Source organism: Paenibacillus sp. GM2FR, assembly GCF_002803325.1.
Lineage (GTDB): Bacteria > Bacillota > Bacilli > Paenibacillales > Paenibacillaceae > Paenibacillus_AQ > Paenibacillus_AQ lautus.
Window position 1 is genome coordinate 2825259 of sequence record NZ_MKZM01000008.1, and the last position, 20524, is coordinate 2845782.

At 51.2% G+C, this 20524-nt stretch carries 18 protein-coding genes and 1 riboswitch; of the genes, 3 read left to right on the forward strand and 15 right to left on the reverse strand.

Annotated features, from left to right (window positions below; translation table 11 throughout):
- Window positions 1–36 precede the first annotated feature (36 nt).
- The 3 genes from PAEVO_RS12550 to PAEVO_RS12560 form a co-directional block, all read right to left on the reverse strand.
- On the reverse strand, window positions 37–1548 hold the full coding sequence (locus PAEVO_RS12550) for a rhamnulokinase (protein ID WP_100537850.1): 1512 nt from the start codon (window positions 1546–1548) through the stop codon (window positions 37–39).
- 77 nt (window positions 1549–1625) lie between these two features.
- Window positions 1626–2285, reverse strand: coding sequence for a class II aldolase/adducin family protein (locus tag PAEVO_RS12555; protein ID WP_100537851.1), 660 nt, complete (start codon window positions 2283–2285; stop codon window positions 1626–1628).
- Window positions 2286–2311: 26 nt separating this feature from the next.
- Entirely contained in the window at window positions 2312–4105 is a 1794-nt protein-coding gene (locus tag PAEVO_RS12560) for an L-fucose isomerase (RefSeq protein WP_100537852.1), read from the reverse strand.
- 203 nt (window positions 4106–4308) lie between these two features.
- Here PAEVO_RS12560 and PAEVO_RS12565 point away from each other — a divergent pair, with 203 nt between their 5' ends.
- On the forward strand, window positions 4309–5166 hold the full coding sequence (locus tag PAEVO_RS12565; RefSeq protein ID WP_100537853.1) for an AraC family transcriptional regulator: 858 nt from the start codon (window positions 4309–4311) through the stop codon (window positions 5164–5166).
- Between the two features lie 97 nt (window positions 5167–5263).
- Here the strand turns inward: PAEVO_RS12565 and PAEVO_RS12570 are convergent, their stop codons facing one another.
- Window positions 5264–5647 (reverse strand): 2Fe-2S iron-sulfur cluster-binding protein, encoded by a 384-nt coding sequence (locus PAEVO_RS12570; RefSeq protein WP_100537854.1) that lies wholly within the window; start codon window positions 5645–5647, stop codon window positions 5264–5266.
- A gap of 225 nt (window positions 5648–5872) precedes the next feature.
- Here PAEVO_RS12570 and PAEVO_RS12575 point away from each other — a divergent pair, with 225 nt between their 5' ends.
- Entirely contained in the window at window positions 5873–7147 is a 1275-nt protein-coding gene (locus PAEVO_RS12575) for a stalk domain-containing protein (protein WP_100537855.1), read from the forward strand.
- A gap of 226 nt (window positions 7148–7373) precedes the next feature.
- Here PAEVO_RS12575 and PAEVO_RS12580 read toward each other — a convergent pair whose 3' ends face one another.
- Window positions 7374–7850: a C40 family peptidase gene (locus tag PAEVO_RS12580; RefSeq protein ID WP_100537856.1), complete on the reverse strand. Its 477-nt coding sequence runs from the start codon at window positions 7848–7850 to the stop codon at window positions 7374–7376.
- 3 nt (window positions 7851–7853) lie between these two features.
- A riboswitch (cyclic di-AMP (ydaO/yuaA leader) is annotated at window positions 7854–7984 on the reverse strand.
- Window positions 7985–8347: 363 nt separating this feature from the next.
- Between PAEVO_RS12580 and PAEVO_RS12585 the strand changes: the two genes are divergently transcribed.
- Window positions 8348–8773: a hypothetical protein gene (locus PAEVO_RS12585; RefSeq protein WP_243390752.1), complete on the forward strand. Its 426-nt coding sequence runs from the start codon at window positions 8348–8350 to the stop codon at window positions 8771–8773.
- A 396-nt stretch (window positions 8774–9169) separates the two neighbouring features.
- Here the strand turns inward: PAEVO_RS12585 and PAEVO_RS12590 are convergent, their stop codons facing one another.
- The 10 genes from PAEVO_RS12590 to PAEVO_RS12635 all read right to left on the reverse strand — a co-directional run bounded on the left by PAEVO_RS12590 (window position 9170) and on the right by PAEVO_RS12635 (window position 20218).
- Complete coding sequence (locus tag PAEVO_RS12590; protein ID WP_100537857.1) at window positions 9170–10123, reverse strand: ROK family protein; 954 nt, start codon at window positions 10121–10123, stop codon at window positions 9170–9172.
- A gap of 35 nt (window positions 10124–10158) precedes the next feature.
- A complete protein-coding gene (locus tag PAEVO_RS12595; protein WP_100537858.1) occupies window positions 10159–10845 on the reverse strand; it encodes a copper homeostasis protein CutC in 687 nt (228 codons plus the stop codon).
- A 29-nt stretch (window positions 10846–10874) separates the two neighbouring features.
- Window positions 10875–12335 (reverse strand): leucyl aminopeptidase family protein, encoded by a 1461-nt coding sequence (locus PAEVO_RS12600; protein WP_100537859.1) that lies wholly within the window; start codon window positions 12333–12335, stop codon window positions 10875–10877.
- A 38-nt stretch (window positions 12336–12373) separates the two neighbouring features.
- A complete protein-coding gene (locus PAEVO_RS12605) occupies window positions 12374–13363 on the reverse strand; it encodes an ABC transporter ATP-binding protein (RefSeq protein WP_100537860.1) in 990 nt (329 codons plus the stop codon).
- Complete coding sequence (locus PAEVO_RS12610) at window positions 13360–14364, reverse strand: ABC transporter ATP-binding protein (RefSeq protein ID WP_100537861.1); 1005 nt, start codon at window positions 14362–14364, stop codon at window positions 13360–13362. The genes PAEVO_RS12605 and PAEVO_RS12610 overlap by 4 nt, the downstream gene beginning before the upstream one ends.
- 15 nt (window positions 14365–14379) lie before the next feature.
- Complete coding sequence (locus tag PAEVO_RS12615) at window positions 14380–15288, reverse strand: ABC transporter permease (protein WP_100537862.1); 909 nt, start codon at window positions 15286–15288, stop codon at window positions 14380–14382.
- Window positions 15289–15300: 12 nt separating this feature from the next.
- A complete protein-coding gene (locus PAEVO_RS12620) occupies window positions 15301–16227 on the reverse strand; it encodes an ABC transporter permease subunit (protein ID WP_009592113.1) in 927 nt (308 codons plus the stop codon).
- 116 nt (window positions 16228–16343) lie between these two features.
- On the reverse strand, window positions 16344–17930 hold the full coding sequence (locus tag PAEVO_RS12625; protein WP_100537863.1) for a glutathione ABC transporter substrate-binding protein: 1587 nt from the start codon (window positions 17928–17930) through the stop codon (window positions 16344–16346).
- 94 nt (window positions 17931–18024) lie between these two features.
- Entirely contained in the window at window positions 18025–19029 is a 1005-nt protein-coding gene (locus PAEVO_RS12630) for an asparaginase (RefSeq protein WP_100537864.1), read from the reverse strand.
- 28 nt (window positions 19030–19057) lie between these two features.
- Entirely contained in the window at window positions 19058–20218 is a 1161-nt protein-coding gene (locus PAEVO_RS12635; protein ID WP_100537865.1) for an ROK family transcriptional regulator, read from the reverse strand.
- Between the last annotated feature and the right edge of the window lie 306 nt (window positions 20219–20524).

A 20524-nucleotide genomic window follows, 5' to 3' on the forward strand; every position in this document is an offset into this window, starting at 1 on the left:
GTCAGGAGAACATCATTCTCTTAGAATCCCTTAACCTCACTGTTGTACCTGCTGCTGTTCAACAAGGGTCTTGTAATGTTGGTATGCTGCCTCCCAATCCTCGTTGGACTCAGGCTCGTACCAGGCAAGCGGAAAAGACCGCTTGACGAGCTCTACGCCCTCTTCCCGATTGCGCAATGTGCCATTCGCCACAAATTGAACCAGCATGTTCCCGATGGCACTTGCTTCGACCGGTCCGGCCCACACCGTTCGGCCCATGGCATTGGCCGTATACCGGCATAACAGCTCGTTTTGAATGCCTCCGCCAACCATATGGAGCCCATCGTAGCGCTGCCCTGTAAGGACCTCTATCCGTTCAAGTACTTCCCGGTATCTTAGGGCCAGGCTCTGCAGTATGCACTGGACATACTCTCCGGTGCTATGCGGAATGGACTGCCCGGTCTCCCGGCAGTAATCCCGAATTTCAGCCGTCATATCCGCCGGATTCATGAAGCGCAGGTCATCGGGGTTTATGAAGCTGCGGAACGGTTCCGCGTCCTGTGCGAGTTCAACCAGCTCTGAAAAAGAATACGTCAATCCTTGATTCTCCCATTGCCGCTTGCACTCCTGAAGAATCCAGAGGCCCATGATATTCTTCAGCAACTGGAAGGTTTGATAAGCTCCACCCTCATTGGAGAAGTCTTCTTTCAGCACGTCCGTATGGACAAGCGGCTCCGGAAGCTCTGTTCCGAGAAGCGACCAGGTTCCGCATACAAGATAGGCAAAACGGGATGTGTTCGCCGGAACGGCTACCACGGCGGATTCCGTATCATGCGATGCTACAGCAATCGCTTTAATTGCCGGAATGCCCAGCTCTTGCGCCACCGTATCCTGCAGTCTGCCGATCACGGTTCCCGGCTGTACGGGTTCAATGAACAGGGATGCGGGAAGCCCCAGCTCCTCCATTAAGGGTTCATTCCACTTGCCTTCTGTAACATGGTATAGCTGAGTGGTGGTTGCCATGGTGAACTCGCACGCCTGGACCCCGGTCAGAAAATAGTTCAGCAGATCCGGAGTGAGCAGAAACTTATCCGCAATGTCCAGCATCGGGGATTTTGACTTTCGCATCGCATTTAACTGGAATATCGTGTTAAACGGCATGAATTGCAGACCGCTCTCTTGAAACAGACGTTCTCTCCCGACCTGCTCGCAGGTTTCCTCCACCATGCCTTCCGTGCGCAGATCCCGGTAATGATAAGGAACTCCGATGAGCTCCCCGTTACGGTCAATCAGTCCATAATCGACGCCCCATGAATCGATGCCATAACTGACCGGTTGATGGCCGGTCTGGAACGCTTTACGGATGCCATGCTTCACCTCCTGCAGCAGCATCGGGAAATTCCAGTGCAAATGCTTTCCCATCTGGACAGGTATATTGGCAAAGCGGTGAATCTCCGTAATCTTCAGCATGCCGGGGGAGTCATGATCAGAAGCGGTAATTTCGCCCAGCAGCGCCCGGCCGCTGCTGGCCCCCAAATCAAACGCAAGCACCGCAGATGAATTGCTCATACGCCGCATCCTTCCTCACCTTTAGTACGATACCTATTCAAATTCCAACAACCCGAGATCTGAACCTTAACCAACATTTATTTCATCTTCTGCAGAAGCTGAATACGATAATCTTCGCTCTCCAGTGCAGCGATATCATCTACTTCCTGGTCCGTCAGCGGCACCGGCGTGCCGGCCGCCTTGGCGCTCAGATAAATTTTGGCGCTCTCTTCAACCACCTGGGTTCGGTAATACGCTTCGCGCAGATTCCGGCCGGTTGTGACCAGTCCATGGTTACCAAGCAGTATGGAACTGGCCATCGTCACTTTCTCCGCGACGGCATCTGCCAGCAAATCTGTTGTCGGAATGATGTAAGGAATGTATGCCGTACGTCCAACCAATGCCGCCTGGTCCGGGAACATCACCGGCAGTTCCTTCTCCACCAACGTAAAGGCAATGCAATGGGATGGATGTGTATGCACCATCGCCCCGATATCGGGGTTGCTGCGGTATCCATACAAGTGCATCAGCACTTCGGACGAAGGTCGTAGACCTATATCGGTAATATCGCCGGTTGGGATATCCACTTCAATCCATTGCTCCGGCTCGATCTCCTCCAGCGCAAAGCCGCTCGGGGACAAATACATTTTGTCCCCGGCTCTCGCGCTGATGTTTCCTCCCGGTCCTACAACGAGTCCGCTGTCGACGATTTTTTTGGCATATTTGCAGAGCTCGTTTCTCGTTTCTACATTCAGCATGATTCGCTCTCCTCTCGAATATGACCTTATTTATATAGAGGACCGAAGTTCTGGCAAGCGCGGAAATCGGCGCTCTCCGGATCGGATGTTCCGAACATTCCCCATGCGCGTGGACGGAACACCTCTTCGGCGGGCACATTATGCATGTTGACCGGAATACGTAGCACCGAAGCCAGCGTGATAAGATCTGCTCCGATATGTCCGTAACTGATCACGCCATGGTTAGCACCCCACTGGTTCATGACCTCATAAACGCTTGAGAACGCACCCTGTCCTGTAAGATTCGGTACAAACCAGGTCGTTGGCCATGTCGGGTCGGTACGCTTGTCGAGCGTGTCATGCACCTCCGCCGGCAAATCCACGGAATAGCCTTCAGCGATTTGGAGCACGGGACCAAGCCCTTTCACCAGGTTAAGACGGAACATGGTCATCGGCATGCCGCCGCGCGTCAAGTAGTCGGTCGAGTAACCGCCTCCCCGGAAATACTCCAGGTTAGCCGGTCTCCACTGCGTGGCCTTGAGCGTGCGATCAACCTCTTCATCCGTGATCTCCCAGAACGGCTTCATAGCCGGTTTGCCGTCTATCTCCTGCTCGCCCGTTCCATCCAGTGCAGCCGAGCCGGAATTAATCAGATGCAGAATCCCGTTCTCAGCTTTGCCTTCCAGCTTATAGCCGGTAACCCGTTCCACCGAAGCCGGACTCCAGTACGTCCGCACATCCGCAAAAATCTGTGCCGTGTTGGTCAACAGGTATCCGAACAGCATGCCGACTCCATTGAGGCTGTCATTCTCCGTTGCCACGATATACGGCGAACGTCTGCCGTTCCAATCGAAGGAGGAATTGAGGATGGTCTCCAGGAAGTCACCGTTAGGGGAATGATCCGTCCACTGGCGCTGACCTTGGAATCCGGAAGCGATTGCGCTGTGGCCCTGAGCTTCCTCTTCGAAGCCAAGCTCCTTCAGACACGGATTGCCGATCATCAAATCGCGGGTGATCAGCGTCATTTTAACGACGGTTTCCCACTCCAGATCCTTGCGCTCCCGGCTGTTCTGGAGATGATCCGGGTTGTTATCCGGTCCTTCCGTACAGTTCTCCTTCACCCAAGCAAGCGCCTGCTCATACTCTTCAGGGTCATAGATGCCTTCTTCCAAACGGCGCGTAAACTCGCTCATGTCGACATATTCATTCCGCATGCCCAGATACTCCTGGAAGAAGCTGTCGTCCACGATCGAGCCGGCGATGCCCATCGACACCGAGCCCATGGACAAATACGATTGTCCGCGCATATAAGCTGCAGCCAAGCCGCTCCGTGCAAAACGCAGAAGCTTCTCTTGAACGTCATCCGGAATACGGGTATCCCCCTCATCCTGAACGTCTTCGCCATAGATGCCGAATGCAGGAAGTCCCTTCTGCGCATGCGCAGACAGTACGGCGGCCAGGTAAACCGCGCCTGGACGTCCTGTTCCGTTGAAGCCCCATACCGCCTTCGGACGCGATGGATCCACGTCCATCGTCTCGGTGCCGTAACACCAGCAAGGCGTAACGGTTATGGTCAGGCCGACCTCGGCATTCTTGAATTTTTTGGCAGCCGCAGTCGCTTCGGCCACTCCGCCAATGCAAGTATCCGCAATCACGCATTCAACCGGCTCGCCGTTCGGATATTTGAGCTCCTTCGTCAACATCTCAGCGACGGCCTTGGCCAGATTCATGGTCTGTTCCTCGAGAGATTCCCGTACCCCTCTCCGTCTTCCATCTATCGTAGGGCGAATGCCGATTTTCGGAAATCCGTCCCGCCATCTGTAATCGTTTTCAATTGTCATGTTTGTCACGCCTCCCTATAAGGAATATGACATCATTGTAAGATTAATCGGTGCAAGAGATAACCCACTATTTTGTTATATCGAATCTTAATTTCAGCAAGACAGTGAACCATTCCGAACAGCCGATGAAATCGATTTCCGCATCGAAGAGCGTTTTGCATTATAATAGGTAGAGGATGTTGCTTTCCAGGAGGGACCAGAACGTGCCAAAGATCGAAATCTCGCATAGCAAAAGCGATCACTTCCGCTTCCTTAAAAATCCGCAGCTGCTCTTTGCCGGGCAGGTCGTGGACGAGGACTTCTTTTATGGACCGCCGCAAATTCATGATTTCTGCGAGATCATCTATGTAGTAGAAGGACGCGGAGAATTCACCATTGCAGGAAAAATATACGAACTTCACAAAGGCGATGTAGCGATTTATAACCCCGGCGTTCCTCACGAGGAGAGATCCATCACGGACGGGCCTTTTAAGGTGATATACTGCGGCGTGGATTCGCTTCACATTGAAGGGGTTCCCCAAGGGATGCTGCTCCCGGCTTACGTGGAGCCGGTCATATCCTGCGAGAAATACGCTTATAAAGTGGAGAGCTATCTTTCCGAGATCCTCCGCGAATGCGATTCGCAGGTGCTGGGGTATGAAACGCTGAGCACCAACCTGCTGATGTCATTGATTACCGTGATCTATCGCATTGTGGATGTTAAACACCAATTCCAGTCCTTGAAGGGCAAGAACGAAATCGCGCTGCGGACCAAACACTTTATCGACACCAATTATACCCAGAGCATCAGTCTCAAGGACATCGCCGATACGATGTATGTCAGTCAGCATTATTTATCCCACCTGTTCAAAAAAGAAGTCGGCGACTCCCCCTTCAATTACTTGATATCCCGCCGGATTGAAGAGGCCAAGCGCTTGCTGGCAGATTCCGAAATGCCGATCCATGAGGTTGCTTCTCAAGTGGGTTACGGCAACGATAAGTACTTCTCTATGTTATTCAAAAAAATTACCGGTCAAACGCCGAGCTCGTTCCGGGAACAGAGCAAACTGAGCATGGAGTAAAGCATTAGCATTTTGATCTTTCCGAGCAATGCAGGCAGCCGTTGTGGTACGGCTGCCTGCTTTTTTAGTATGAAACGGCAATCTGCTTTCGATGTCGTCAAAAATATGGGGCATGCTTGATTTTGATGGGACCGACCGCTTCGATCTTGCTCTGGCATCCCAGTCGATATCCTTCTTCAATCTCTTCGGGATCCAGGCGTCGTTCTTCAGCCAGATTGGGATCGGACAAATACTCGATTCCCTCCACCACCATGCAGCGGCAGCGGGCACAAGTTCCTCTTTTGCAAAAAGAGTTCCAGTCGACGTCATTCCGCTCGGCCAAGTCAAGCACCGTCATGCCTAGAACGGGAGCCACGCTGCGCTGAACTTCGCGGCCTGTAAGCTCAATGATCGGATCCGGTACGGCTTCGATCATCTCTTCCGCTGCCGGGTTCAACGATTTATCTCCCCCGCCCTTTTTGTTTTTCCAGAATTTAAACACGCGTTATCCCCCTATGCATGTAATCATCAGGTTATGTAAGAAATCCTCCATTTATTATACTGGAAAGTTTAAAAAATCAACATGCTTACTCTTATCTATTCTATGACATTGACATCACGGAATTGGAACTCTATGAAAATTTTGCTATACTAGCGTATGCTAGACCAAATTCCATATTCTATGAAATCATTCTATTATTTAATGGATCGGAGGAAATACAAAAGCATGCTGCATAAACGAATAGGAAAAACAGCTGTCGCTGCCGCTCTTGCCTTATCCTTTATCGGAACCGCACCCCATATCGGTCAGGTACATGCTGAGCCTGCCATTTCGGTAAAGCTGGATGATGTGACACTAACCTTCGATGCGGCTCCGCGGGTAGACAAAGGGGTCACCTACGTTCCATTCCGGACGGTCGGTGAAGCACTGGGCATTCAGATCACGTGGAACAGCAAGACGCAAACCGTCAAGGCTATAGGCAAGGTGAAAGGTCAAACGACGGAAGTCCTGCTTCAGGTGGGAAGCACGACGGCGACCGTCAACGGTAAAAAAGTAAAGCTTGCAGCTCCTCCAGTCCAACGGGAAGGCCGCGTGCTGATCCCGCTTAGCTCTTTCAGCAGCCAATTCGGTGTCGACGTCGGCTGGAATCAGGCGACTCGCACGGTCTCTCTCGTATCGCCCCAGCGCGAAATGCATTTGAGAGCCTTCTATGCTTTGCAATCTTTCCAAGAACGGGATCTCGTGGGATCCATGAATTCAGTCGCTTTTGGCTGGAGCCGCATCGATCGTGATGGCCAGTTTACGCTTCAAGGCGACGAGTATCGTCTGCCAGGGGCGGCCGGCGACGTGACCCCGCAATCGATTGTTGCGGATGCGGCGGATCAGGAGATTAAACCGTACCTTATGGTTTATGCTCTGGACGGAAACGGAGAATTAACCAAAGTCCTGAGCGACAGCAGTCTGCGCGAAAAGTCCATTGAAGGCATCACAACCGCGGTTGCCGATAACGGGTTCGGCGGCGTTGTGCTTGATTTTGAAGGACTCGGTTTTAAATTGGATGCCGTGAAGCAGCAGAAGCTGCTCAATGATTACGTCAAGCAATTGAAGGTGGCATTGCCAAATGACATTGCCCTGTCCTTAGCGGTCCCGCCATTGAATAGCGCCTACAAAGGCTATGATTACAAGACGCTGGCTTCCATCGCTGATGATCTCATCGTTATGGCTTATCAGTACAATCCGGTCGGAACCAAATCTCAGGTTCCCGAACCAAACAGTCTGGTGGACCAAGCGATCCAGTTGGCACTCCAAGCAGGTGTCCCGAAGCAGAAGCTCCTGCTCGGCATCAGTTTAAGCAGTGAAACCGCCACTTCCGTTGACGATAAGCTCGGCTTGGCCAAGCGTTATGATCTGAAAGGTGCTGCTTTCTGGCGCCTTGGCTTGTTCCGTCTCTATAATAATGGAATAGAAGCTGCTGTGAATGCCTCTGTCGTTAAGGAGTAACCGAACAACCTCTGTGGGATGATAGACTTATCGTAAGAAAAACGTCTATCGACGTACTTTCACAGATGACAGACCGCAGTTAATAGATGTTTTTCTTGCGATATCAGGAAGTCACAAGCTTTCGAAGTTTATACTTTCTGATATCTAAAAAAAGAAAGCCTGACAAGGGCATCCCTTTGTCAGGCTTTCTGGTTATGTATCGAATCCTAAACTGCAATTAATCCATTTAGCTTGCGCTTCCTACCAGCTTCGCATAGTTTTCTTGACTCAACACACGACGCGCCGTGACATAACGCGGCTCGTAATATGAATCGCTAAGCTTGCTGATTCTGACTCCCTTGCTGCTGGAAGCATGCGCAAATTGTCCATCACCAATGTAAACGCCTGCATGGGAAATTCCGCTGCCACTTGTATTGAAGAATACCAAATCTCCGACCCGCAGATCTTCGCGATCCACATGTTCACCGGCTTTAGCCTGGCTTTGGGAAGTGCGTGGAAGATCCATATCAAAATTTCTAAACATGTACAGAATAAATCCGGAGCAATCAAACCCGCTGGTAGTCGTTCCGCCCCATTTGTATGGAGTTCCTACCAATTGCTTCACTTGATACTGAAAATTCGGTTGTTGATCAGCAAATGCTGATACGGCACCAGAAGAAAAAATAATTGCAGACCCTAGCAAAGTGATGACAAACTTCTTCAAAATATGTTCTCTCCTTCGATGCCTACGGAGTTAGCTAAAGGTTCGGTTGAAGGTTCCCTATACTCTATATACAAGAGTAATTCACCCAAGACGGTTCCCCCGTTTTCACAAACGAAATTCGGCAAAATTCATTAACGTTTTGTAACCTTCTCTTAATATAGTATACAAGCAAGGATGCTGTCAATAATATCCTAAGAATCTATCGTTTTATGTTTGGAACTGTCGTAAAGATGGTTAATTTCGGGCGTCCATTTGTTAACCATCTCACACAGTCATGACAATTATGTAACTCTGCTTTCCTGTTCGAACTGCTTTTTTTAGTAATCTAGCAACTTTTAACAGATTTATACGTTTACATATTCAGAAATGAAATTAAAGAGGTGATCGATCACTTATGATTCAAATTACGATGGCTGAAGCTTTGGCTGTCCGGGCAGCAATCAATCGTCTCATGAATCAATTGATGTCGGAACGCTTGAATAACAGCAGCACGATCATTGAAAAAGGGGAAACGGCGGGAATATCCTGCACGCAGCGTGGATGCCATTACGGAAGAGATCGAAGCCGCCGCGGCGGATTACAGAAAGCTGGATTTGCTGATGGCCATCTCCAATACAACGCAAACCATTAGCTGGAACGGCTCCGACATGACCATCATGGAAGCGATCGAGCTGGCCAAACAGATACGCAGCGATATCGGACAGCTTGCTCATCTCGGCTCCCGCAAGAAGCTGGAGCGGCAGAGCAGCCGTGGCAGCGGAGACGGTGCCGTAACGCTGTTCAACGTCGCCTTATATGATCCGGAAGCCTATCAGGCGCAAGCGCGCAAGAAGGAACGCGAAGTAACCAAGCTCTCTTCACTGATTGAACATGCCAATCATACGTCCATGATTACGTTTGACGCATCGAAGTACATGGAGTAGCGGCAGCCGCCGGCTCCAAGCCTGCAGGTCACTCCACGTGCGGGTTTGGAGCCGGCGGTTTCCGCCGGCGGGCGGGAAAGTGCGAGCAACCGCTTATTGTTTGTCGGATACAAACAAACCTAACCAGGAAACCAAAAACTCGCCTCCAGTGAAAACGGATGACGGCTTACGGTTCACGCCTATCACTTGTCACATGTTACGGACTTATAACGAAAAAAATGATCGCTCCGTTTCCCGCTCTCTCCATAAATAGTTGGAAAGCCGCCCTTGAAGGGCGGCTTTTGTCAAATTCGCTTAAGCTCGGTTAACATGAAACTAGGTTGCCGATCCAAACGCTCTCAATCTAACTTCTATTTCATTCTTTATCCTATCCGTAACGTTCTCTTTACACATAGGCTACTGGAACAAGGCCGCAGCTCCAACCAGACCCACATCGTCCCGAAGTCCTGCAGGGACGATTTCGTACGTACCCAGATAGGATGGCATGACCAGCTTATCTGTCATTTCCCGCAGCTGCGGGAATAGAAGCTCGCCTGCTCTGCTTACTCCCCCTCCAATCACGATGCGATCGGGGTTAAAACTGTGAATGACGTTAACCAGACCAAGCGCCATGTAATAAATAGCACGATCGATGACCTCCACAGCGACGGGGTCATGAAGACGTTTAGCCTCGAATACATGCTTGGCGTTGACGCCGGCCTCGGCTGCGGCCAGTTTAGAAATTACGCTGGGCTGGGTGAGCATCCGCTGGGATGCTGCCAAACCGATGGCCGTTCCTGAAGCAAATACCTCCCAGCAGCCGTGGCTGCCGCAATTACACTGCGGACCGCTCGGATCAATGATATGATGCCCAAGCTCCCCTGCAAAAGAACTGCTGCCCAGGAACAGCTTCCCGTCCAGCACGATGCCTGAACCGATGCCTGTGCTTAGCGTCACGTATATCATGTTCGTCGACCCTCTTCCGGCACCTCTTACATACTCTCCCCATGCAGCTGCATTGGCGTCATTCAGCACCTGAACCTCCGTATGCAGATCGCGTTCCATCCAAGCTTTGAGAGGAACATTGGTCCATTCCGGCAGATTCGTACCATGAATGACGATCCCCTCCCGGCTGTTAACCGTTCCGGGTGAAGCCATGCCTACGCCTCGAAGCGGGTGGCCGCCCGACACGCTGCGAATCATGTTCGTAATTCTCGCGACCACTTCTTCGGCCGTACGCGCACCCGCTGTCTCCATTTGCTCCCGGTTCAGCAGCTGTCCTTCGGAATCAAAGAGCGCTGCCGCGATCTTCGTACCCCCAAGGTCAACGCCAACCACAAATTCTTGCTGTTTATTCCATACGGTTTGCAATTTTTGTTCACCTGTTTCCGATAGGTTTGCTACTTCTATTGATGTAAGCTGTCAGCCAATGATCGCAGCTCAACCGGATCAATGGGCTTCAGCCCTGATCGACCGTACCGGACGGCTGAGCCGAAATGCACCTCGCTCACACCGGTCTGGTCGATAAAATCATGTATGATTTCCCACTTCAGGCCATTACCAGCCAATATTTTCAGCTCACTGCCTGCCGTTTGTTCTACAAGCTCCCGAATTCTTGGGATGGCTTGCGGTGCAGGCTGCGGTCCTCCCGACGTTAGGACGCGGGTAACGGACGGGTATTTCTGCAAGGTACGCAGCCCTTCGAGCTGATCCTCCAATTCATCAAAGGCCCGATGGAACGTGACCTGCATATCACCTGTCCATTCCAGCATTTTGACCAAGGAGACCTCGTCAATCTTCCGTTCCGGGGTCAGCATACCAAGCACTACGCCAGCTGCACCTGCCTTGCGGATCGCCTTAACCTCCGCGATCATGGTAGCAATATCATGTTCGTTGTACACAAAGGATCTGCTATGAGGTCTGACCATGACATGAACAGGAATCTGAACAGCTTTCACAACCTCTTCAACGAGCCCGATTCCCGGCGTAAGCCCGCCTTCGGTTATCGCCGTGATTAATTCCAGACGATCCGCGCCATTCTTCTCTGCCGTGATGGCATCATCCACGCATGTTGCGATAATTTCAAGCAGCATCGTCGTCACTCCTTACTGAAGTTGATTCTTTAAGCATGGAGAAACTGCTTCTCCACATAATCCGCCAACAATCTCGCGCCATATCCGGTAGCCCCCGCTGCGGAATGGGGGAATTCCCGTTTATACTGGACCGTGCCCGCCATATCGATGTGCACCCATTTCATGGAATCGGCCACAAAATGCCGGATAAACAGCGCGGCCGTTATAGCGCCTGCCAACGTTGACGTACCGACATTTTTCAGATCGGCATAATCGCTCCTAAGATCCGATTCGTACTCATCCATCAGCGGCATAGGCCATAGACGCTCTCCGTTACGCTCACCGATCTCAACCAAATCGGCCGTAATCTGTTGATCGCCCCAGATACCCGCAATTTCCAAGCCCAGTGCGGCTCCGACATTACCGGTGAGGGTTGCGATATCAATCACCTTATCTGCGCCAAGATTCGCAGCGTGCAGCAGGGCATCCGCAATGATCAACCTTCCTTCCCCATCCGTATTCGCGACCTGAACGCTTAAGCCATTCGGATAGTGAACGACGGAAGAAGGAAGCATCGCATCCGGTCCCGATAAATTATCCGCAACGGCTATCAGCGCCGTTACTCGTACCGGAGCTTTTTGCGATACCAGAATATCCATGGCACCCACGACGGCTGCAGCGCCGCCCATATCCATACGGGCATCACTGATGTCTCGGCCAATTTTGACGTTCATCCCGCCCATATCAAAGGTTACGCCCTTGCCGATGAGCACGATATGAGGGCTCCCCTTCTCGGAATCCACTCCATTATAGGAAATCTCAATCAAGGCAGGCTCATATTTACTTCCAGCGCCCACAGCGATTAGTCCGTTCATCTGCCGGTCATGGAGCTCTTGTCCGCGATACACATGAAGCTGAACGGGTGCCTTCTTGAAACGATCCTCGACCACTGCAACGAATGCTTCCGGGTTTAACGTTTCCGGAGATTCATTCACCAAGTCTCGAGTGAGCTGCGTCCCTTCGATTCGGATTCCTGCCGTCTGTATGATGGCTTCCAGGTCTTTACGGGAAAGCCCCTGCCAATCTTCTTGTCGAAGATTTAGGGACAGGGCTTGCAGATTGGCCGTGACCCCGCGATGCTTATTGAATTGATATAATCCGTACATCCAGCCTTCAACCCACGCCTGGAGTTCTTCCTCCTCCGAAATCCGGGAAGAACCCCTGCCATCCCCGTTTGTTGCGCGGATCAGCACTGCGCTTGATTTATTCTCCTTGAGCAGCGCTCTCGCGGCTGAAGCGCCCGTTCTGCGCACTTGCTCCAACGTGAGGTTCGAACGCTGCCCCATGCCGACAACGAGATCGTCCGCTTCTTGATCGGAGCGGCCATAGAACCACGTTAGCGTCATGCTATGTTTACGAGATTCCTTTAAACGAAAATGAGACTCCTCGCCCTCATAAACCACATATATCGAAGTTTCTGCCAATGAAGCTTCATCGATTGTGATGTTCATATCGAGGCTTTCCCTCCTTTATAAGAGAATCAACACCGTTATGCGTTTTTCATGATTTCTTCGTCATATAAATGGCATGCCACCTGATGCCCTGGCTCAACCTCACGGTAAGCAGGCGTGATCTGTTTGCATACTTCCATGCAGGATGGACAGCGTGTATGGAAGCGGCAGCCTGTCGGCGGATTCACCGGACTCGGCAGATCGCCCTTCAGAATGATCCGTTCCTTCTTCTGCTTCGGATCCGGAACGGGCACCGAGGACAGCAGCGCTTGAGTATAAGGATGCAGCGGGCGATCGTACAGCGTATCCTTATCAGCCGTCTCCACGAGCGCGCCCAGATACATGACGCCGATCCGGTCGCTGATATGCTCAACCACGCTGAGATCATGGGAGATGAACAGATAAGTCAGGCCGTATTCCTCCTGAAGATCCTGCAGCAGGTTCAGCACCTGCGATTGGATGGAAACATCCAGCGCGGACACCGGCTCGTCGGCCACGATCAGATTCGGACGCACGGACAGCGCTCGGGCAATGCCGATCCGCTGACGCTGCCCGCCGCTGAACTCATGGGCAAAGCGTTCGGCGTGGAAGCTGTTCAGTCCGACCGTTTCCAGCAGCTCACAAGCCAATTTATCCCTCTCTTTGGTGCTCAGCTTGGTATGAATCAGCAAGGGCTCCGCGACCAGTTCTTTGACCTTCATTCTTGGATTAAGGGAAGCATAAGGATCCTGGAAGACCATCTGCATATCTTTCCGCAGCGGCCGCATCTGATTCTCGTTGTATCCGCTAATATCGGTTCCGTTAAAAATCACTTCGCCGCTATTCGGCGTCAGCAGACGGGTTACCAAGCGGCCGGTGGTCGATTTGCCGCAGCCGCTCTCGCCAACCAGACTGAAGGTCTCGCCCTTATGGATTGCGAAGGAGATGCCATCCACGGCACGAAGCTGCTTGGATGTACCGAAGAACCCCTTTTTCACCGTGAATGATTTCTGCAAATTCTTTACTTCTAATAGAGGTGTTTCTTTCATGCGGTTTCTCCTCCCTTCGAGTGACCTTCTTGTGTCAGCCAGCAGCGGCTCTTACGATGTTCCTCATGTGCGACAGGGAGAAGCTCCGGCTCCTGAGAGAGGCACTGCTCCATCACAAACGGACAACGCGGAGCAAACTTGCAGCCTTTCGGCATGTTCCTTAGATCCGGCACATTCCCTGGAATGGATTCCAAACGGCGCACCTTTTGTCTAAGCTTAGGCACCGAGTTAATAAGTCCTTTGGTGTACGGATGCTGAGGATTCTCAAACAATTCCTCGACTGTCGCCTCTTCCACGACTCTGCCTGCGTACATGACAACCACCCGGTCGCACATTTCCGCGACGACGCCAAGGTCATGGGTAATGAGCAGCATGCCCATTTCCTGTTCGGTCTTGAGTCGGTTCATCAGATCCAGGATTTGAGCCTGAATCGTAACATCAAGGGCTGTGGTCGGCTCATCCGCTATCAGCAGCTTCGGATTGCAGGACATCGCCATCGCAATCATGACCCGCTGCCGCATGCCGCCGGACAATTGGTGCGGATAGTCATCCACAACCTCATCGGCTCTCGGAATACCAACAAGTTGGAGCGAATCGATGGCATGCTGCCGCGCTTTCTTGCGGCTGTACCCCAAATGCAGCATAATGGCTTCCTCCAGCTGCTTCCCGATACGAAGGACGGGATTCAGCGACGTCATCGGCTCCTGGAAGATCATGGCCAGCTCATTTCCGCGATAGCGGCGCATTTCTTTTTCCGACATTTGCACGAGATCCTTGCCCTCAAAGCTTACCGAGCCCCCGGATATTCGACCGGGCGTATCTTTAAGAAGCCTCATGATGGACAGGGAGGTTACGCTTTTGCCGCATCCGGATTCACCAACGAGCCCGAGCACTTCGCCTTTATTGATGTGAAAATCCACTCCTGCTACGGCAAGCACGGATGAGCCATCGCGTTTGAACTCGGTTTTGAGACCTTTTACTTCAAGCAATGTTTGCGTCACGATCTATCCCCCCTATTAGTTTTTCGTCTTCGGATCAAGGGCATCATTCAGTCCGTCACCGATCAGGTTAAATGCAAGCACGGTCAGGAATATGAGAAGTCCCGGATAATACACGATATGAGGTGCAATGCTCAAGTAATCGCGCCCCATGCTGAGCATGGCGCCCCAGTCCGGTTCCGTCGGCTTGGCTCCAAGTCCGAGGAAGCTTAACGAAGAAGCTGCCAGAATGGCGCCGCCGATTCTCATCGATACGTTCACAATGATGCTGGGAACCGTCTCGGGAAAAATATGCTTCCAGATAATCCGGTTATGCTTGGCGCCCATGGACCGTGCTGCCTCTACATATAAAGACTCCTTCGCGGAGAGTGTCACGCTTCGAATGATTCTGGCAAACGACGGCGTCCCGAAGACCGCCACCGCGATCACCACATTGGATAAGCCCGGTCCCAAAATCGCCACGATCCCGATGGCAAGCAGCAGGTCAGGAAATGAGAACATGACGTCACTTCCCCGCATAATGAGACGGTCGATCCAGCCGCCATAGTAACCGCTGATCAGACCAAGAATCGTACCGAGAATGGCGGATATAAATACAGCACTTAAGCTGACCGCCATGGTCAACCTTGTTCCGTCGATCAAGCGGCTCAGAATATCACGGCCGTACTCGTCCGTACCTGCCCAATGGGCAGCCGACGGGCCTTGCATCATCGCATCATAGTTCGGCTCATTCGGAGGATACGGAACGATTTGCGGACCGATCACCGCCAGCACTAACAATAACAAGATAAATCCGCTTGATATAACGGCAAGCTTTTGCTTCATGAATTTAGACGTAAACGCTTTGAATTTGCCAGTTGCCTGACTCTTCGCAAGCGTATCCTCCGGTACGGAGGAATGGACCGTCACTGTTGAATTGTCGCTCATGGGTTCCCCCTCCTATTTCGATGCATACCGGATTTTTGGATTCAGTACACCGTACAATAAATCGACAATCAGGTTAATCAGGATAAATTCGGCTGCAAACAGCAGTAAAAGCGCTTGAATGACGGTATAATCCCGGAACGCAATCGAGTCTACCAAGAGACGCCCCATGCCAGGAATACTGAATACCGTCTCAACCATAACGGAACCGCCCAGCAAAAATCCGAACTGCAGCCCAGCAACGGTTACGACCTGAATCAGGGAGTTGCGCAGCGCGTGTCTGCCGACAACGACGAATTCCCGCAGACCCTTCGCGCGTCCCGTCCGGACATAATCCTCACGCATCGTCTCCAGCATCGAAGTACGGGAGTATCTTGCCAGCATGGACATAATCCCTGCCCCCAGCGTAAAGGATGGCAGAATATAGGACTGCCAGCTGTCGACACCGCCTGTCGGGAACCAGCCCAGCTCAACGGAGAAAATTTGAATAAGTACAAGACCAAGCCAGAAACCTGGCAGGGAAATACCGGATATCGCAGTCAACATTCCGATATAGTCCGGCCATTTTCCGCGGTTGACGGCAGATATGATACCAATGATCAGACCAATGACCAGTGCCCAGCCAAGGCTGGTAAAGGTCAGGACAATCGTTGGGAAAAAGCGGCTTTCCAACATGTCCGTCACCGGCAAACCGGAAGTAACGGATACACCCAAGTCACCCTTCAACAGATCACTCATGTAGTTCACATACTGCTGCCATAGCGGCAAGTTTAAGCCTAGCTGCTCTCGAATCCCGTTGATCTCCTCAAGGGTGGCATCCTTACCTGCAACAAGTCGTGCCGGATCTCCAGGAATAAGGTGAATGAACATAAATACAAGAATGGATACAACGAACAACAGCGGGATAACACCCAGCAGCCTCTGAATTGCATATCTTCCCAAAGGATGTGCCTCCTTTCAACATGCCAGCTTTTTAAAAATACGATGGGCCGCTTCCTTATTGATTCAAGAGGCGGCCCACCACAAGGTATACGTTTAGCAAGCTCTTCGCTGCCTGATTATTTGACTTCTGCGTTGATCACGCTGATCGATCCGTCCGGAAGGGCTTTAACGCCTTCAAGATAAGCTCTCTTGCCGGTGATGACCTGATCGACCCCGAGGAATGCCCAAGGAGCGTCTTCCCAGATTTGTTTTTGGATGTTCGCATAGATTTCTTTTGCATCTTCAGCTTTTACAGATGCGTTAGCATCTTTGATCCATTGGTCTACATTGTCGTTCTTGTAGTAAGCCGTATTAGAACCAGCCGGCGGGAAGAACTCGCTGCTGAACAGACCTTTTGTTGCGCCGTCAGCATCACCTGACGAAGGGGACCAGCTTACATACCACATTTGAATTTTTGCGTTTTCCGGCGTAGCCGAGTTAATCTGATCGGACAGGGTTGCACCCTCCATCGATTTCACGTCGACTTTGATTCCGACAAGAGCCAGCTGCTGCTGAATGAACTGCATGCCTTTCATCGTTTCGGAATCGTTCTCTCCCCAGAGCTCTGCTTCGAATCCGTCCGGATAGCCCGCTTCCGCCAAGAGTGATTTTGCTTTCTCCAGATCGTAATCATAGCCGGTTTGCTCGGAGTAGTGCTGGGTCATTGAGGACATGGAAGACTTCAGCTTCGAACCCAGTCCGGATTTAACCACTTTAATGTAAGCATCTTTATCAATGGCATAGTTGATGGCTTGACGAACCTTCAGATCGTCATAAGGCTTCTTCATGGTGTTAAGAGTGATATAACGAACGATGGTGGAATCGATCTTATCAATGACAATATTGGAATCGCCTTCTACTTCAGAGACTTGCTCGGTTGGCATAGGATAGATGAAATCCGCTTCGCCCGTCTTCAGCATTGCGATCCGGGAACCGTTCTCCGGTACCGGTTTAAACGTAATGCTGTCTACCTTCGGAAGTCCTTCTTGCCAGTAATCTTCATTCTTCACAACAACAAGGCGGTCACCTTGAATCCATTCCTTGAACTTGTATGCCGCTGTACCTACAGGGTTCTTCGTGATGTCGGCACTTTCTTTAAGCGCCTTCGGGCTGATCATCAGCGCCATCGCGGTCTTGTTCAAGAAAGCGTTGTACGGCTGGCTAAGGGTGATGACAACCGTGTGGTCATCCGGAGTTTGAACATCGGCGACGGTAGAGAAGCTTTTACGCATTCTAAGGTTGTTCTTTTCATCCATGATGCGATCCAGGTTGGCTTTTACAGCTTCTGCGTTGAAATCCGTTCCATCATGGAACTTCACGTTCTGGCGCAGATTGAATGTGTAAGTCAGGCCGTCTTCGCTGATCTTGTAGTCTTCAGCCAGCACAGGAACGAGTTCCATCTTGTCGTTGAAGCCCATCAAACCTTCGTACATTGTGCGTGCACCGGAAATGGAGTGCGTGTCTCCGGCATTGTGAGGGTCAAGCGTGATGAAGTTGGCGTTAATCGCAATGACAACATCTTTGTTATCTTTTGTCACCGGCTTGCTCTCGCCGCCTTCGCTTGCCCCTTTGCCGCTTCCGCTGTTTCCGCCGCAGCCTGCCGCAACAATCGTAAATGCGAGCAGCAGCATGAGCAGTGACCATGTTCTACCTTTGAATCTCATTGTTTTACTCCCCCTTTGATGTAGTGAATATCTATAGATTCACTCGCCGCTTCAGCATATAACATCCTGCCGATCGCCTTGAGTTCCTCACAGCTTAAACATTCCATTCGTACACCGCACGTCGCTTCCCAACCAGCGTACCGCCATCGTTGAAAATCTCATTCGGAACCAGCGCATACAAGCGGTCGATCGTAGCCTGATCGCTGTAACCCAGGCGCTCCAGGATGGAAGCGATGATGCATGGCCATACTTGCTCGGAGCCATCGGACACTTTAAGCGAGATCGCCAAGCGTTCTTTCCGAAGACCGATGCCGTACACGCCCTTGGCGCCGCCCTTGGCAGTCAGATTGTGGTCCCGGAGCAGAGCAGAGCATACAAACTTCGTGTCTGCAATGATATCCGGGTACTCATTCATCCGTTTTGCCATTCTGGCAGCTGCCTCTGCAGTCTCTGGATCCTCGATCAAATCCGGGCATGCCAGCTTGAGGAAGGAGTAACCGATGCGGTCCAGCGGAAGCGCGAAGATAGGAAGGCCACAGCCGTCAATGCCTTGCGGGATCGAGGAAACCGGAACCTCGGCAAAATAAGCCAGCGTCTCAATGATCTCTTGCTGAACCGGATGCTCCGGCTTGTAATACGTGCTCTCGTCCCAGCCCATATGCTTGCATAGGGCAATCAAGCCGCTGTGCTTGCCTGAGCAGTTATGGAAGATTCTGCGCTTGTCCTCATGATCGCGATGGCGCTGCGCCTTGGCATCCTCGTTCAATGGATAAGTTGCACAGCAGTGCAGCGTTTCTTCCTGAATCCCGGTTTTCTTCAAAATAGATTCCAAGGCATCAATGTGGAAGCGTTCGCCCCGGTGTGAAGCGGCAAACAAAGCCGTTTCTTCCCCTGTAAGTCCGTACACCTCGTCAATCCGGCGTTTCATTACCGGTATTGCCTGGAACGGTTTAGCCGCCGATCTCAGAAAGGTCATATGATGCGGATCACCCGCTGCATAAACCACCTTTCCGTTCTCGTCTACAACACTGATCGCTCCGTAGTGGATGTTCTCCAGTACGTTTCCGCGATACTCCTCTACCAATGGCACAAATCCCATGATTTTGCTCCCCCGATCTCCAGATGAATTAATTCAATTGAAAATAACGATCCTGTGCGACAAGTCCCGACCCGATGATGACCCCATGCTCGTGAAGCTCGGATCGGACAATTGTAAAGGAATCCTGAAGCGGTTCCCAGATATACTGTGAGTAGCACAGCTCGGTGATCTCTTCATATACTTCAGGGAACTTGTCCAGAATCTCACCGCTCAATATGACGCTGTCCGGATTGTACATACTGACGACGTTATTAATCGTAATCGCCATATAGGCAAGGGCCCTATCGATTAAATAGCTCGCCCATCGTGTTCCAGCCCGTCTTTCCGCGAACAGTTCCTCAATCGTACGAACGGGTTTAATCTTGCTGGCTTCCGACAACAAGGAGGGTATATTGATATATGTTTGAAGGCAACCGGCTTTTCCGCAGTCACACATCATACCTTCAGGGTCTACGGTCGTGTGTCCGATTTCCCCCGCACTATTGGTCACCCCGCGGTAAATCTCCCCTTCCAGGATCAGCGCTGAGCCTACGCCATTACCGAACCCGAGGAGAACCGTTCGGTTGGAGCCGTATGCCGAGCCTTTAAGCTGCTCCGCCAATGCTTTTACCTTCAGCTCATTGTCTACGACTGCTTGAAGCCCGGTTAATTCCTTGAGCCTCTCGGCAAGCCTCACATTCTTCCAACCAAGCTGTACCGAGAAATTGACCACACCGGCATCAACATCGATGATGCCCGGCAGTCCCACGCCAATGCCCACCACCCGTCTGCGATCGATATCGCATTCCGCGATGAGTTCTTCAATGGTGTCTGCAATTCGGGCCACCGTGGCTTCTGCCGTATCCTCCGACGATCTCGGAAAACTTCCGCTGCACAATACGTTTCCCTGAACATCGATGAATCCAATATTAGCTTGATGGCGATCCAGCTCGACGCCGATCGAGATGACCGCCGTATCCAGCAGCCTTATTAAGGAAGACTTTCTTCCGCGGCCGGCCGAGGCTTGTTCTTCTGTTTCGTGAACGTATCCTTCTTCCGTCAGCTCCGATACGATCCGGCTGACCGTTGTCGGACTCATTCCCGTCTGTTTGGCAATGGCTGCTCTTGAAATCGGCTGTTCGTTCTTGATGATTTGGAATACTGTGAGTCTGTTCTGCCGCTTCATAAAGTCTTGATCATGCTTTTTCATGAAGACATCCCCTATTTAATTTCACCAGTAGATTAATTAGATCATTTTCCCAAATAAAACGATCCGAAATCATCAAAAAACCGTGATTATTATCAAATTTATTATTTTTATTCTCCAGTGATATTAATAATAAAACGTGTTTTGTAAATGTGTCAATATATATGACACATTTAAATTATTATTTTTTTGATTCTGGAAATGTAAGTGTTTCAATATTTTACGAAAGAAATTCATTCTCGTGTATACATACAATTGACCGCGCATCGCGCACAACATGACATCAACTTGACGCAAGATCTCCTAAAA

Bases quoted from the DNA above. Each gene is read 5' to 3' on its own strand.
- PAEVO_RS12615 (WP_100537862.1), bottom strand. From the start codon at position 15,288: ATGAGCGACAATTCAACAGTGACGGTCCATTCCTCCGTACCGGAGGAT.
- PAEVO_RS12575 (WP_100537855.1), top strand. From the start codon at position 5,873: ATGCTGCATAAACGAATAGGAAAAACAGCTGTCGCTGCCGCTCTTGCC.
- PAEVO_RS12630 (WP_100537864.1), bottom strand. From the start codon at position 19,029: ATGGGATTTGTGCCATTGGTAGAGGAGTATCGCGGAAACGTACTGGAG.
- PAEVO_RS12595 (WP_100537858.1), bottom strand. From the start codon at position 10,845: ATGCTGCTTGAAATTATCGCAACATGCGTGGATGATGCCATCACGGCA.
- PAEVO_RS12605 (WP_100537860.1), bottom strand. From the start codon at position 13,363: ATGAAAGAAACACCTCTATTAGAAGTAAAGAATTTGCAGAAATCATTC.
- PAEVO_RS12560 (WP_100537852.1), bottom strand. From the start codon at position 4,105: ATGACAATTGAAAACGATTACAGATGGCGGGACGGATTTCCGAAAATC.
- PAEVO_RS12625 (WP_100537863.1), bottom strand. From the start codon at position 17,930: ATGAGATTCAAAGGTAGAACATGGTCACTGCTCATGCTGCTGCTCGCA.
- PAEVO_RS12550 (WP_100537850.1), bottom strand. From the start codon at position 1,548: ATGAGCAATTCATCTGCGGTGCTTGCGTTTGATTTGGGGGCCAGCAGC.
- PAEVO_RS12555 (WP_100537851.1), bottom strand. From the start codon at position 2,285: ATGCTGAATGTAGAAACGAGAAACGAGCTCTGCAAATATGCCAAAAAA.
- PAEVO_RS12600 (WP_100537859.1), bottom strand. From the start codon at position 12,335: ATGAACATCACAATCGATGAAGCTTCATTGGCAGAAACTTCGATATAT.
- PAEVO_RS12635 (WP_100537865.1), bottom strand. From the start codon at position 20,218: ATGAAAAAGCATGATCAAGACTTTATGAAGCGGCAGAACAGACTCACA.